Origin of the sequence: Pseudomonas sp. B7(2017) (genome assembly GCF_002112745.1) — a bacterium.
In the GTDB taxonomy this organism is placed as follows: domain Bacteria; phylum Pseudomonadota; class Gammaproteobacteria; order Pseudomonadales; family Pseudomonadaceae; genus Aquipseudomonas; species Aquipseudomonas ekonensis.
Map to the genome: position 1 here is coordinate 144582 of NZ_NEIP01000010.1, position 14206 is coordinate 158787.

At 52.9% G+C, this 14206-nt stretch carries 15 protein-coding genes; 11 read left to right on the top strand and 4 right to left on the bottom strand.

All coding sequences use genetic code 11. The annotated features are described in order from the left end of the window. The first annotated feature begins 314 nt into the window (after positions 1-314). Genes CAG29_RS19410 through CAG29_RS28805 form a run of 4 tightly spaced genes read left to right on the top strand, consistent with a single transcriptional unit; the run spans position 315 to position 3285 of the window. Entirely contained in the window at positions 315-1712 is a 1398-nt protein-coding gene (locus CAG29_RS19410) for a YfjI family protein (protein WP_085694976.1), read from the top strand. Then, positions 1696-2055, top strand: coding sequence for a hypothetical protein (locus CAG29_RS19415; RefSeq protein WP_085694977.1), 360 nt, complete (start codon positions 1696-1698; stop codon positions 2053-2055). Before CAG29_RS19410 ends, CAG29_RS19415 begins: the two co-directional genes overlap by 17 nt. Next, positions 2033-3013, top strand: coding sequence for an integrase domain-containing protein (locus CAG29_RS19420; RefSeq protein ID WP_085694978.1), 981 nt, complete (start codon positions 2033-2035; stop codon positions 3011-3013). The genes CAG29_RS19415 and CAG29_RS19420 overlap by 23 nt, the downstream gene beginning before the upstream one ends. After that, positions 3010-3285, top strand: a complete 276-nt coding sequence (locus CAG29_RS28805) for a hypothetical protein (RefSeq protein ID WP_085694979.1) — start codon at positions 3010-3012, stop codon at positions 3283-3285. Before CAG29_RS19420 ends, CAG29_RS28805 begins: the two co-directional genes overlap by 4 nt. 170 nt (positions 3286-3455) lie before the next feature. Here CAG29_RS28805 and CAG29_RS28300 read toward each other — a convergent pair whose 3' ends face one another. After that, the gene (locus CAG29_RS28300) at positions 3456-3893 is read right to left on the bottom strand and encodes a hypothetical protein (RefSeq protein WP_139831511.1); all 438 of its coding nucleotides are present in this window, start codon (positions 3891-3893) and stop codon (positions 3456-3458) included. Positions 3894-3924: 31 nt separating this feature from the next. Then, entirely contained in the window at positions 3925-4980 is a 1056-nt protein-coding gene (gene dbpB / locus CAG29_RS19430) for a DGQHR domain-containing protein DpdB (RefSeq protein WP_218191443.1), read from the bottom strand. Between the two features lie 543 nt (positions 4981-5523). Between dbpB (CAG29_RS19430) and CAG29_RS28305 the strand changes: the two genes are divergently transcribed. The 7 genes from CAG29_RS28305 to CAG29_RS19465 are packed head-to-tail and all read left to right on the top strand — an operon-like array spanning position 5524 to position 11363. Further along, positions 5524-6096: a hypothetical protein gene (locus tag CAG29_RS28305; RefSeq protein WP_139831512.1), complete on the top strand. Its 573-nt coding sequence runs from the start codon at positions 5524-5526 to the stop codon at positions 6094-6096. After that, the gene (dbpB, locus tag CAG29_RS19440) at positions 6093-7214 is read left to right on the top strand and encodes a DGQHR domain-containing protein DpdB (RefSeq protein WP_085694981.1); all 1122 of its coding nucleotides are present in this window, start codon (positions 6093-6095) and stop codon (positions 7212-7214) included. The genes CAG29_RS28305 and dbpB (CAG29_RS19440) overlap by 4 nt, the downstream gene beginning before the upstream one ends. Then, positions 7211-8509, top strand: a complete 1299-nt coding sequence (gene dpdA, locus CAG29_RS19445; protein ID WP_085694982.1) for a tRNA-guanine transglycosylase DpdA — start codon at positions 7211-7213, stop codon at positions 8507-8509. The genes dbpB (CAG29_RS19440) and dpdA overlap by 4 nt, the downstream gene beginning before the upstream one ends. Next, on the top strand, positions 8506-9561 hold the full coding sequence (gene dbpB, locus CAG29_RS19450) for a DGQHR domain-containing protein DpdB (protein ID WP_085694983.1): 1056 nt from the start codon (positions 8506-8508) through the stop codon (positions 9559-9561). The genes dpdA and dbpB (CAG29_RS19450) overlap by 4 nt, the downstream gene beginning before the upstream one ends. A 28-nt stretch (positions 9562-9589) precedes the next feature. Beyond that, complete coding sequence (gene queC / locus CAG29_RS19455; protein ID WP_085694984.1) at positions 9590-10294, top strand: 7-cyano-7-deazaguanine synthase QueC; 705 nt, start codon at positions 9590-9592, stop codon at positions 10292-10294. Next, positions 10291-10923, top strand: coding sequence for a 7-carboxy-7-deazaguanine synthase (gene queE / locus CAG29_RS19460; RefSeq protein ID WP_085694985.1), 633 nt, complete (start codon positions 10291-10293; stop codon positions 10921-10923). Before queC ends, queE begins: the two co-directional genes overlap by 4 nt. A 50-nt stretch (positions 10924-10973) precedes the next feature. Then, positions 10974-11363, top strand: a complete 390-nt coding sequence (locus tag CAG29_RS19465) for a 6-carboxytetrahydropterin synthase (RefSeq protein ID WP_218191444.1) — start codon at positions 10974-10976, stop codon at positions 11361-11363. A 135-nt stretch (positions 11364-11498) separates the two neighbouring features. Here CAG29_RS19465 and dpdD read toward each other — a convergent pair whose 3' ends face one another. Both dpdD and dpdK read right to left on the bottom strand, forming a co-directional pair. Further along, complete coding sequence (gene dpdD / locus CAG29_RS28550) at positions 11499-13682, bottom strand: protein DpdD (protein WP_170930385.1); 2184 nt, start codon at positions 13680-13682, stop codon at positions 11499-11501. Continuing rightward, positions 13679-14206 carry a phospholipase D-like domain-containing protein DpdK gene (gene dpdK, locus CAG29_RS19475; RefSeq protein WP_085694988.1) on the bottom strand — a complete coding sequence of 176 codons (528 nt, stop codon included), beginning with the start codon at positions 14204-14206 and terminating at the stop codon, positions 13679-13681. Before dpdK ends, dpdD begins: the two co-directional genes overlap by 4 nt.

The window sequence follows — 14206 nt, forward strand, 5'->3', positions numbered from 1 at the left end:
GATGGTGCCGCAGACCAGGGAATGGACTGCACCTGACTGACAGCCAGGCATGCCCCGGTCATCGCAGTGCTGCTTGCACCTGGCTCAGGATCTCGCGGCACTGGTCTCGTCAGCCAATGTAGCCTCCACCCGCCCACCGGCAACGGTGCTCAGGAGGCCAGATCATGAGATGCCCTTGCTCCTGGTCGTAAGGAGTCGCCAGTCCCGCGTCAGTGGACACCCTCACAGGTCGCAGGGGCCTTGATCCCTGATAACACTCAGCATTCTTGGCGGGATGACGTGAGGGAGAGATCGGTAATTTATGGAGGACGGCTATGCAACTGCGCGAAGTACAAGGGCCACCACGCCCCTTGTTGGAACAGCAGATTCCGCCCCTACCCTACCCGATCGCGGCGCTAGGCGATCTATTGGGGCCTGCCGTGGAACGCTTGGCCGATGTGATCGGCGTGCCCTGCGCCATGGCCGCGCAATCTGTTCTAGCCACGGCAGCTTTGGCGAGCCAGGCGCACGCCAATGTTCACCTCGACGGCCGAATTTATCCGTTGTCGCTGTACTTGCTGACGGTGGCTTGCTCGGGTGATCGCAAAAGCGCGGTGGACCATATTGCGCTGCAGGCCGTACGCGACTGGGAGAGACAGCAGTGGATCGCTTACGGCGAACAACTCAAGGCGCACCGAGCAGCGATGAGCCTCACCGCAAAATCGCCAACCTCGAAAAAGTCAGCACAGCTAGCGCTGGACGCCCAACCTGAACCCGTCCAACCGAGACTCCTCAGTGCTGAGCAGACCATTGAAGGCCTGGTCAAAAGCCTCTGCCATGGTTTGCCGAGCATGGGGCTGTTCAGCGATGAAGGCGGGCAGTTTTTGGGCGGCAGCACCATGAACAAGGACAACATGATCAAGGCCATCACTCACTTGTCGACGTTATGGGACGGTAGCCCGATTGATCGGTCGCGCGCGATGGTTGGGGAAAGTCTGCGTGCCTATGATCGCCGTCTCAGCATGCACTTGATGCTGCAACCCCGCCTGGCCGACCGCTTGCTGCAGGACGCTGATATCAAAGACCAAGGCATCCTGGGGCGCTGCCTGATCAGTTGGCCGGAGCGTCTGGTTGGTCAACGGCTGTACAAAGCCATCGATCTGACCCGAGATCCAAAGGTGAACCTGTACCAGCAGCGCATTGCCGCGCTGATGCAGAAGCCTTGGTCACGCCATAAAGACGGCGGCCTCAACCCTGCGGCCCTGGAGTTGAGCCCCCGCGCCCGTGAGGCCTGGATTGCCATTCACGACACCATTGAATGCGAGTCAGGGGAGTTCGGCGAGCTGGTCAACGTCCAAGCTGCAGCGAGCAAAGCCGCCGCGAACGTACTACGCATGGCTGGTGTGATGGCGGTGGTTGAGGAATCGACTGTATTGGAAGACATGCACATTCAGCGCGCCTCCACGCTGATGGATTACTACCTGGCCGAGAACCAACGACTGACCGAACAGGAGCCTCTGAATAAGCTTCGCGCAGAGGCTGATTGCCTGCTGCGCTGGTTGATAAAGAAGAACTGGCCACCGTTTCGCCTGCGCGACCTTACGCGCAACGGCCCCCGCTTTGCCCGTAAAAGCACGCGGCACACCTTCGAGTTATTGCTGCAACTGGTTGCCCATAACTGGCTGGACAATGACGGGGACATATTCGAGGTGCGCCATGTTCCGACTCAATGACGCCGTGCGCCGCTATCGAGCGCAACATCGCTCGCCGACCGAGTTACGGTGTGTCGCCGCCACTGCCACCACTCTGTCGCCACGTGCCAATCCAGATGCGGCGGGGGTTGTCGCCAGTGTCGCCGCTGTCGCCGCTCCAACACCTGAGTCAACCGACCTCGCTCGGCTCATCGAGCAGTTGAAAAAAGAAGGGGCTCTGCTGCAACACCGCGAAAACGCCCTTCTTATCCGTCCAGCAAACTGGGGGCAGCTGGACAGCATCAGCGCCCACTGGAAAGCCCTGCTGCTGCTCCTACGAACCAACGATCAAGGTGAAGAGAATGGCGCTGGTCGGTCGGCGTGACGGTCGCAACTTTGGTTACGGCCGCCAACTGAGCTACGCCGGCCGGCAGGCATTGGAAGACCTGTTCGCCGGCGGCCACTTCGCCACCGTCAACGCCCATAGCAATCGCTGGCAAGCCTTCGTCCGCTGGTGCCGGTCAGAGGACGGCCCTGGTTACAACGATGCGCGCCAGATTGATCGACAGACACTGCAAGACTACGTCGCATACCTACGCGAGCTGATACAGCAAGGCGAACTGTGCATCGCCACCGCGCAAAACCGCCTGAGCAGCGTTAACCGCACCCTCGCTGCACTGCGCGGTGATCAGGACGTGAGAATCGTCAGCCCGAGTCAGGCGTTGGGGCAGCAGCGATCCAACGTTCGCACCCGTGGGCCGGACGGCCAAGATTATCAGGACGTACAGCGAGTGGCGCTGTCGCTGGTGGAACACCAACACGAACGGGTGGCCGCTATCATCATGTTGGCCCGGACTACCGGTATGCGCCTGCGCGAAGCGATCCTGGCGAACCTGCCGCGCTTGCACCACGAGGCCGAGTCGCTTGGTCACATCAATATCCAGGACGGTACCAAAGGCGGGCGAAGCGGGGCATCAGCGCCGCGTTGGATCATAGCCAATGAAGAGGTCAAAGCATCACTCCTATTGGCGCGCAACGCATCGCCAATCGGCAGCCACAACTTACTGCACCGGGCCGAAACCTACGCCACGTTCTTACAACGGGCGGTGCTCCCCGCTCGCGAAATTCTGCACAAGCACGGCATAAAGGGCTTTCATGAACTGCGCGCGGCCTACGCTTGCGAACGTTACGCGCAACTCACCAGCCGTGCTGCACCAGTCAATGATGGCCACGGCTACCACATCGACCGCGATCTTGATCAGTGGGCGCGTCAACAAATCAGCCTTGAACTTGGACACTACCGGATTGATGTGGTGTCGGCCTACATTGGTGGCCGATCATGAGCAAACCCTTTGATATGGCGCTGTTCCTCAGCGGAGTATTGGGCGGCTCGAAGAGCACCCAGCAACGACATCTACGGCAAGCGCGAATCATGCAGGCCGCCATCCAACGGAGATGGCAGCGAGACAATCCTTGGACTTGGCAACTCAAACATCTACGCTGGTTTCTTACTCAACACCTGCAGAATCATTCCGATCACAGCCACTACTATTATCGGCTCACTGCCCTACTGGTATGCAAACGTCTAGGCAAAGACTCAAAGGAACTCCTCTGACTTACTGCACTTGAGCTTGCTTGATTTAGCCACACTCAAACGTTTAGTCAAAGTAAAGTCTTCGCCGCCAGCAAGGCCGTATAATTGAGAATTCCTGTAATCACCTTAAAATTTGATACATAGACAAGAACCCTCAAGAACAGCCCTACCTCTCCCGGCAACCCGCCGCGTCAAGCCTTCCATGAATCAAGATCACAACATAAATTATCGAACAAGAACTCTACAACTTTAGCTCGCCCATCACCCAGTGCTGAAGCAATAGTAACCACGGAAACCAACATAGAGTTAACGACATGTAAATCAGTTACATCACCAAGGCAATTCAATACCTCTTCAAACTTCTCGAGCATAGTCGCTTGAGTAAAATTCAAACCTTGGACCACATGCGTGGAAGGCGTCAAGTAGAGAATGTTCGCACGCGTCCGCAATCCATACGCTTCAGTCAACATACCATAACCTTCGGAAGGGAAAGCCGCATCTTGCCCTGCCAGCTTTCTCAATGCCTCCTGAAAAGCCATGGACAAATGAAGAATAAGCTCTGAGAATTCCTTTACACTGACTTCACTGTCCAGTGCTGCAGATTTACTTGAGGACTTTAACACAGTCATAACACCTCCAAAAATTGGCAGCATCTACTCTTCAACTAGCTATTAGTTCCGAACTCCTGAGCACCCTAATCAAATGATCAGTCAGGAGATGAATGTCACCATGTAGATTTTGGATTCCGTTCCACGGCCGGTTGCCAGTTTTGAAAAACCAATCCCCCGAACCAGACGTCCAAGCAGTATAGCCATGCAGTTTTTTCAGACCCAACTTAAACACTGGAGCCAATGGTACTCCTGTAGCACACAACTGTTCCATGACGAACCCCATAGAGATAATCCCTGCACTATGGACGAGGCGCGAACTTTTTGGCGTATGTCCATGCCAAGCATCTCCAAATACTTCTTGGACCGCCTGGAAAAATTCGCTAATAGCTAAAAAGCAAAGATCTTCGCCGCCCGACAACTCAATAACCTCTCGGCAGTAGCCGTCGGAAAGGGAGTTCATCACCAACTTTTGAAGCGAAGTATCACCTAATACGCCCAGAGGGTTTGTATGCTGCTTTATTTGCCCTTGCAACGAAGACCTATCGTCATAATTCAGCATCTCCACGATACGAGCAGCTCGGGAGCGGGAAGTCATTCTAAGTGGAAGACCACTCACTCCTGGAAGCAGTTCGTAAACCAAAGACTTTGGCAGTGGACTTGTATTATTGACTAGAATAAATTGCCGACGAAGTTCTTCCTGACTCTTACAGACAAGGGCGGAAACGAGTAACTGGAACGAACTTCCTTCGATCCCAGCTAACGCAGAAAGACGCTGCTGCCCATCTACAACGAACCCAGGCGGACCGGATGAAATGTCCACCTCAATTTCTGCATAAGCCCCAGTCCCCTCAACCACCTTTACTCCACCGGTGAACGCTAGCACCACTGAATTGGGCATTACCGCATCTGGACGAGTCAGGTAATCGCGGATCTCTCGTATGTGTTTGGACACCTGAGGCCGCTGGAATCCATTAAGAATTCCACGATCATCACGCTTGACTCGGTCGATGCTAGCGATCGCCAAAATCTGCTCAACCGTCGCCGCAAACGATACCACCTGGTGGCTTTGGCTCTGTAAGGCCTTGATTGCGCTGAACTTAAGCAATGAAACTATTCCTTCTTTGAGCGCCCTCCAACAGAGGGGCAACAGCACTTTTCAGGCCCTTATACCAACCTAAACGCACAAAAACCAGACAATTTTCATGGCCTAAGCAGTTATTCAATGCTAAATTAGCGACCCCAGATAAATGTAGAACCATCACCACAAAGGCTTGCAGTTTTTCGTATGAGAACCGTCATCATTACCAACTGCACCAATCGAAAGCGCCTTGATGGCCTGCCCTCGGTGGTGCTGAGCGACGAATGCTACCCATCGCTTGCAGCTATGGCGCAAGCGTGGAAGGAGCGAGTCGACGAGCGTCCTGCCACTCAGACGGCATCTTCACTTTACCTGGGTAGGAGCGTTTCCGACGCGAAGTGCGTCGCTACGAGGCTGGGAGCGAGGCTAATGTTCGCGTCGACAGGCTTAGGGTTGGTTGAGAGCGATCATAAGTGTCCGCCCTACGACCTGACTGTGTCTCAAGATCCGAATTCTATCATCCCACACCTCCAAAAATGGGGGCTCCGCGCGTCAGACTGGTGGGAAGCCGTGAATGGCACCCGTGAAAGAGCAAGCGCCCTAGCTGATCTCGTCAGCCATCCAGACATCGATTTAACGCTGATCGCACTTACTTCAAGCTACGTTCAGTTGATAGCTGCAGACCTCGAAAAAATAGAGGATGCACACATCGACAAGGTCAGGATATTCACTTCGCGCCCAGGCATTGAGATGCTTCCCCGTCGCTTGCGAAGCATGGCGATGCCCTATGACGAACGCCTTGAAGGCTCAACACTACCAGGCACTCGCAATGATTTCCCTCAGAGAGCCATGCGTCACTTCGTTGAGGTTCTTGAACTGTCGAGTGCTCCTGCAGAAGTCGCTCGTAAGGCCGTCTCCGAAGCGATGAATGATTTGTCGCCAGCCAAAATGACTGTCCGACGGCGAGCATCGGACAGTGAAATTGCCTACATGCTCGAGTGTGTGTGGGCCGACTACAAAGGCAGTTCCACCCGCTTGTTACGCTACCTAAGGGATGTGGCCCAGGTCTCGTGCGAGCAATCGCGTTTCCGGAAAATCTGGCGCGACATCAAATGCCAGGACAGCATAGAGAGCAAAGCATGACGAGCGAAAATGCGATTGTGGTGCGTGCACTACGCACCACTCAAGGCGACAACCTTGATGTGTACGCATTATTCATCAAAGGATCTGACCTGGTCCGGATTGCTGACATCACCCGCCTTTCTCGCGAAGACAGTAGCCCCCTCAAGGGCTTCCAGCGCCCCGAGATTAAAAACCATGTCAAAGGGATTACCGAGTACCTCAATCAGGGAAACGTGCTCTTCCCCAACGCAATCATCCTGGCGCTGTCTCCGGACCTACGCTTCGTTGCCGCACGCGGGAGCAAGCCGACCGGCGACGCGGGGCTTTCGCAAGCGGGTACCCTGACGATCCCTATTAGGGAGGAAGGCTTGAGATCTGCCTGGATCGTGGACGGGCAACAGCGCTCGATAGCGCTAGCGAAAGCAGCAAATTCAGATCTACCAGTTCCAGTGATCGGTTTCGTATCTGACAGCCTGACCACCCAGCGCGAGCAGTTCATTTTAGTCAACAAAGCAAAGCCCTTGCCTACTCGACTGATCAATGAACTACTGCCAGAGACGGGCGGTATTCTTTTACCCCGCGAACTGAGTGCTCGCAAAGCTCCGGCTGAGTTATGCGGGCTTCTTAGCCGTGATCCTAACTCTCCTTTCTATAAACTCATAAAGCGGTCGTCCGAGCACAATTGCAAAGCAGTTATCACTGACACTGCTGTCATTACGATGATCCGGAATAGCATTAGTAATCCGCTGGGGGCATTGGCTCCGTACACCTCAAGCAGAGACGGTGCAGCTAACGTTGAGTCCATGTATCACCTGCTGACAACCTTCTGGCGAGCTGTCCGCGATACGTTCCCAGAGGCGTGGGCACTTGAGTCCAAGAGCAGTCGCCTCATGCACTCTGCAGGGGTAATTGCCATGGGCGTCCTTATGGATCGGATCTACGCCAAAATCGGAGGGCAGCACGAGACCTACGACGCCATACTAAATGAACTGAGCAGAGTCGCCCCCTACTGTGCATGGACGTCAGGTCAGTGGCCGATTATTAATGCCCAGTGGAATGAAATCCAAAGCACCCCCCAAGATATCAAGGTACTGCAAGAAACCTTGATCCGCCTCTATATGACCAGCGCTCACCAATGAAATTCTTATACGCCGACACCCAAGACTATGTAGACCCGGACTACGACTTCATCAACGATCGAAATGCGCCGGGCCGTAAGAGATACTGGGATGACCGTTATGCGCACGAAATGATGTCCCCTATCCCTTATGACGGACTCTTGGTTTCGATGAGCGCTGTGCGGCCCGCAAATGGGGTCGCTAATTCAAAGGTTCGGTATTCAACCTCCGAACAGCAGCGTTTCCTGAGAGAGGGTGTGCGCAAATTTCTACGACTCGATGGCGTCCAGTTCAAAGACACTATGGTTTTGGGTGACTGTGGGGCTTTCGCCTATGTAGAGCATCCGACCCCTGCGTATAGCCCAAGCGAGGTAGTAGAGTTTTACTCAGATGCAGGATTCACCCACGGTTGCTCGCCGGACCACATCATATTCGACTGCGACTCCAGCAATCCTCCAGCGGAGAGTCAGTCGGAAGATGTGCTGTTTCGGTACGAAATTACACTAAAAAATGCGCAAGAATTTCTGCGCCTGGTGAAAGAGGCAGGATGGCCCTTTGAGCCTCTAGGAGCAGTGCAGGGTTGGTCTCCACAGAGCATGGCGAGCGCTGCCAAACAACTTGAAGACATGGGATATCGCTACTTGGCAATCGGGGGATTAGTCCCTCTAAAGGTCGATCAAATTCATGAAGTTCTGAAAGCGCTTCGTGCGACTCTTAAGCCAGAAACAAATATTCATCTCCTGGGCTTTGCCAAAGCCGAAAACATACATGAATTCACTGGATATGGCATTACCAGTTTCGACTCAACGTCCCCTCTCATACGCGCATTCAAAGATGCAAAATGCAACTATTACATGGGCACCACAACAAGCAAACTGGATTATTACACCGCCATCCGCATCCCTCAGGCAATTGAAAACCCACGCCTTATGCAGGGAATAAAAAAAGGCACGCTGAGCGCAGAAGAACTACAAAAAAAAGAAAAATCGGCATTATCAGCAATTCGTGAGTACGATAAAGGCCTGCTCGACTTTGACTCAACCCTAGGAGTGTTAGTCGACTATCTCCGGCTAACACTGTCGGGATCGATATCATCACCAGCAGAAATGGAAAAAGAAGTAGCAAAACATATCCGGCTAATCTCACCCACACTGAGAGATAAGCCGTGGCAAAAATGCCAGTGCTCGATTTGCCAGTCAACCGGCATCGAAACCATTATATTTAGAGCAAGTAACAGAAACAAAAGACGCGGGTTTCACAACCTGGGCGTTTATCACCGCCACCTTCAGAAAACTCTGGAATCTTCGAAACAATGATCTATCGATTCAAGGGTGTGCGCGCCCAACAGGCATCCGGGCATGACGTATTTTCTTTCGCGGCCACTCCAAATGACATTTTAGAATTTTCTGAAATTGAGAGAGTCGGACGCAATGAGGACGGTCATCTTAAGGGTTTTCAGCGCCATCAGGTTGCCTCGCACATTAGAGATATTCGCGACTACCTTCAACGCGATGATGCATTGCTCCCTAACGCGATCATCTTAGCCTTTCTAGATGGAGTCACGATTAAAGACCTCGGCGAAGGCATCGTAGAAATCGTTATTGAGACTACTGATTCCAAGCCGGGCTTTGTAGTTGATGGCCAACAACGACTCAGTGCCCTTGCGACGATGGAAAAGCCTGGGTTCCAGGTGTTCGTATCAGCATTGATTTGTAAAGACTACAACGAATTACGACAACAGTTTGTGCTCGTTAACAATACGCGGCCGCTTCCAAAGTCACTGATCTATGAACTGCTACCAACTGTTGACGGCTTGCCCGAAAGATTTACCAGTCGCAAATTCGCAGCTCACATTATTGATCTATTAAACTTCTTACCAAACTCTTCTCTATTTGGCGAGATCAAGCAACATACAAACCCCAAGGGAGTTTTAAGCGATATGGCGATGCAGAAGTTTGTAATGAACTCTGCTAACGACGGCGCCATTCGTAGCTTTATGAAATTCGATGACTTTGAGGGGCGCAGCATCGAACTCATCAACAATTTCTTTCACGCTGTGCGCGTGGTTTTCAGATCGGAGTGGGAAGGACTAGCGCCCAGAAACTCACGTTTGAAGCACGGGGCAGGCCTAGTATCGTTGAGTTTCGTTATGGAAATGCTTTACTCCGAGCAAGGTTCGGCCAGCAAAGAAGAGTTCATCAAAGGCCTCAAACTTTTGAAACCTCATACCGCATGGACAAGTGGTGAATGGCATATTTCAGAAACTGACCAACGCCCCTGGAACGGTATCCAAAATACCCCTACTGATATCGGACTACTTACGAAGTACCTGACCGAAAAGCTAAAGCACGAATTGAAGCGTCGCTAAATACACGCCCAGTTCCGAGGATGGGAATATGCATAAAAAAGCCTTAGTTTTATTTTCAGGCGGGCAAGACTCCACAACCTGCCTTGCCTGGGCGCTAGAGCGCTACGAGTACGTTGAGACTATTGGCTTTGATTATGGCCAGAGGCACGAAATAGAACTCCAGTGCCGGATAAACATCTTGTTGGAAATACGTAACAGGTTCCCAAACTGGGCTAAGCGACTTGGTGATGATTACGTACTTGATCTCAAATTACTCGGCCAGATCAGCGATACAGCGATGACAGCCGAGAAGGAAATAGAATTTGAGAAGAACGGGCTTCCCAACACTTTTGTCCCTGGGCGCAATCTGCTGTTCTTCACCTTTGCTGCCGCCATCGCGTATCGACGAGGACTTAGCGTACTAGTGGGCGGAATGTGTGAAACGGACTACTCAGGCTATCCAGATTGTCGAGACAACACGCTGAAGTCGCTGCAGGTGTCTCTCGGCCTTGGCATGGATTTACCGTTGGTTATCGAGACTCCCTTGATGTGGCTGGATAAGAAACAAACATGGGGCTTGGCCAAAGACCTTGGCGGGCTTGGCTTTGTCGAGTTTGTACAGGAGGAAACCCACACCTGTTACCTAGGCGATCGTCAGCATCGACATGAGTGGGGATATGGGTGCAATGACTGCCCAGCTTGCGAATTGCGCCGAAACGGCTTCGAGGCATTCCAGCGGGATAACGCCGTATGACCTACAGCGTTAAGGAAATTTTCTACACCCTGCAAGGAGAAGGGCTTCGAGCGGGCCGGCCAGCAGTATTCTGTCGCTTTGCTGGGTGCAATCTCTGGAGCGGCCGGGAAGCCGACCGCTCCCAAGCGGTATGCCAGTTCTGTGACACCGATTTTGTAGGTACAAATGGAACCTCGGGAGGTAAGTACCTGAGCGCGGAGGCCTTGGTCGAGCGGATTAGCTCGCAGTGGCCAGTTGGCCAAGCGCACCGTTATGTCGTGCTCACAGGAGGTGAACCGTTGCTACAGGTCGATGAGGACCTGATCAATTCACTTCATAACCAAGATTTCGAGGTAGCGGTTGAGACAAATGGGACCATCGCAGCGCCTGCCGGTATCGACTGGATCTGTGTCAGCCCCAAGGCTGGCACAGAATGGGTACAGCAAAGCGGTGACGAGTTGAAACTCGTCTACCCACAACCGGGACTGCTGCCCGACACCATTACCGCCACTGACTTCAAGTACTACCTATTACAACCAATGGATGGTCCATTGCAACGGCAAAACACTCGATCCGCAATTGCCTATTGTCAAGCCAATACCAAGTGGCGACTGTCCGTGCAAACACACAAGATATTGGAGATCCGCTGATGTCCACGCCTCCAGTTGCTCCTCCCTCCCCTTCGCCCACCGCTGAGTCCATGCTCAACTCGAATAGCAACACGGTCTGCGAATTGTCGCAGCGGTTCTACTTTGAGGCTGCCCATACGTTGAATCGTGGCATAGAGACCGAAAGTAGCCGCCGCATCCATGGGCATACCTATGAAGCGGAGGTCACCGTCGCAGGCCAACCAGATGCCACCTCCGGCATGCTAATTGACCTGGGATACCTACGAAGCGAGATTACCCGCGTTCGCGAGATGCTCGATCACCGACTACTTGACGAGGTGCAGGATCTGGGGCCGGCCACAATCGAAAACCTGTGTGCGTTTATCCGTAAGCAACTCGAAGATTCAGTACCTAGTCTTTGCGCCGTGATGGTCGAGCGTCGCCTCAGCGGTGACCGCTGCGTGTTACGCTGGACGCGGTAGACTTTGATCACGTAGGTAATGCTGACGGATTGTTCACTCGACAACCCGTCAGGCAACACGCATGTCGAGTCGAAGCAACTCTGCATGCTCGCCGAACGATGACGCAGAACGCTTGACCTTTATAAATTCACCTAATCACTCCGAAGTAGAATTTACGCAGCTTTTGCAGAATGCTTCGATGATGCTCGATGCGCCTTTTCCTAAGGGATAGATCAAATCCTGTCTTATCCGACTCACGGGATAGAAGGCTTGATGCTTCGCGCTACCGGCAACAAACAAAAAGTAATTAGCTTTTTTGGCTAAATTCTGCAGAGTTGGGGTCGCAGTGTGATCATGATTGAGTTCCACTCGCAGCCCTTCGAACATGCCTTCCAGTACCGTTTTAGCCCGTCGCGCGGCCCCTTCAGTGAGGCTGTAGATAGCCAGCAGCCTACCCGATAGCTTTCTTGTTTGGACGTCAAAATCAGCATCGCTTTCTTCAGCAACTAGTGGCGGATAACACGCTTCATTGCTTTCACCAAATATCTCTCTGGCGAGGCTTTTGGTGAGAAAACGCTGCGCTAACTCGAGACGAGTCCAGCGACTCAAGGCAAATCCTTGAAGTACCAACCAGAGCTTTTGCAACTCTTGCTGCTCCGGTTGAGTCTCGTCAAGGAGCAACTCGACAATCTCGAGCATTTCCGAATAAGCACTGACCGAACCGCCCTTTTCCCATAACAACTCCAAGGCTTCCCCTAGGCGCGCACGGTCGCCGATATGGCTAGGGCGGGACAAGAAGCGTCGCACAATCTGCCCTGCCAATTGTACGTCCGACGGATTAACCAAATCATCGAGCGCCAGCAACTCCAGCCATTCCAGCCAGAAGTGCCCGGAGCAGAGGATTTGACGACGATCCAGCCAGTCAAGCAGCAATGGCAAACTGTCTCGCAACAATAGGGCAGTACTGGCATCGCCATGCAGACACTGACTCAACTGAGCCTCCGAGAAGGACTCTATTGACCAGCTCTGGCTCTCCTCCTGCAACTCATGAATCAGGGCATCTGGGTCAGTAGAAGCCTCCTTCAGGCGTTCTAGCCATCCCTTCCAACCAAGTTCCCTACTACCATCAAAGACCTGGCATATGCCTTGCCAAACCGACTGCAGGCGTGGATAAACGTAGAGTTCATTTTTTAACTCTTCGGGTGCTTCCTGCACTGCGACCCAGATCTCGCGTAACTCTTCCATGGAGGCAGATAGCGAGCCTTCGAGGACTAGTCGCAGATCGTTAAAGGTCTGGGGAGATCCGACTTTTTGCAACGAAGGGATTGGCGCTATGGTTGGCGCTACCGGGGTCTTGGTCGGCAAATTGGCCCAGTCGTGCAATCCGCAAATCCAGGCCGGATCGATGAAGTCAGGAAGACCATCAAGGCCATCGGAGAAGCCCAATGCCCCGGCGCCTATCGCCCAGAGTTTCCAGTCGGATGCAAAGCATTCGCGCGTCTCCAGGGGAGGCCGATTGGCAAAAAGAGGGCTGATCGGCTGACATAGAAGACGTATATGCTCTAGGGGGAGTTCGCCAAACGCTGCTGGTTCCAGCAAGCGATCACCGCCTAAATTACCTATGGCACGCAATAGAACCCGAACCAGTTGGGCAGGCATTCTTCCGCCCAGCATATCCACTAGTCGGGGATGTCCTAGAATGTCCGACCAACGACGCTCAGCCTCCCAGGCCTGCAACTCCAGAGAAATCAGGTTCCGCTGACTGAAATTGCCTGTCGTTTTGAGTTCGTCAAAAAAGTGCGATGTTTTCGAACCATCCCTGGACTGACAAGCAGCGAAGAAATCCCGCAGGATCCGCCCAACTGGCCGCTTCACCACAGCGGTTACTGGCGGCCGTTGCTGATAGAGGTCCAGCACCGATGCCAACGCTTGAAACACTCGTTTACGTAAAGCGAAGTCGCTCTGCGACTGGCGCAACAAATCAACTTTGAGAAGCCCTGAAGGTGCCTGCTGTAAAAGAATCTGTTCGATTTTTTCCCGGGCTACCTTAATCAATGGAAACTCTGGATACGTATCCGCTGCTCCCAGCACCGCTTGCAGTATCTGCCGCAACTCCTCCAAAGATCGCCTGTCGCGTTCAGCACCATAGAAATAAAGTTCGCCGCCACGACTAACCGGAAGCAGCAACGGCCATTTTCCCTCGATTGCTGAAGACACGAGTGGCTTGAGTAGATCCTGAAACTTTGGATCGTACGGGTTATTCAACGAAAGCACTCGATCAAGATCGATTTGATTGTCTTCTGCGAAAAAGTTTCGAAGCCAATCTGGTGGGATATTCATCTATCGACCTCGAAACGATAATGATTTTTAAATTCAAGAAACGCATCGGATATCACCTGCGCGTCTTGTGTCAGAGTCACATGCTCATCGTTTCGTTGCGTACCACTGAATGTGTAGTTCAAGGAGCCCTTAAGAAACCCCGATCGGGTCAAGAAGCCCTTCGAATGCAGGGTGTCACTGATCAAGTAGTGAAAGTCCGGATTGTCGCCGAGACGATTTTCAAGACCACGGACAAAATAGCGACTGGAGTCTACATCGCGGGTTGCAATTCGCAAGGAACACCCCCCCGTGACCGCCCGTGCCAATAACTCGCTGAACGAAACGGTTCGACTACCCCACTTGGGTTCCAATGAATTCCATTGACCTGAGCGATTATCCAATAAAGGAAAATCGCTCAACCAAGGCGATACAAGCCAGATCTCGTCTGAATTGATCAGCAAAGACGCCAGCATAGTGCTTAGCACTTCACGAAACTGCCTACGCCCCAGAGGTCCATGCAGAAAAATCTGCCGCTGCTCATTCAT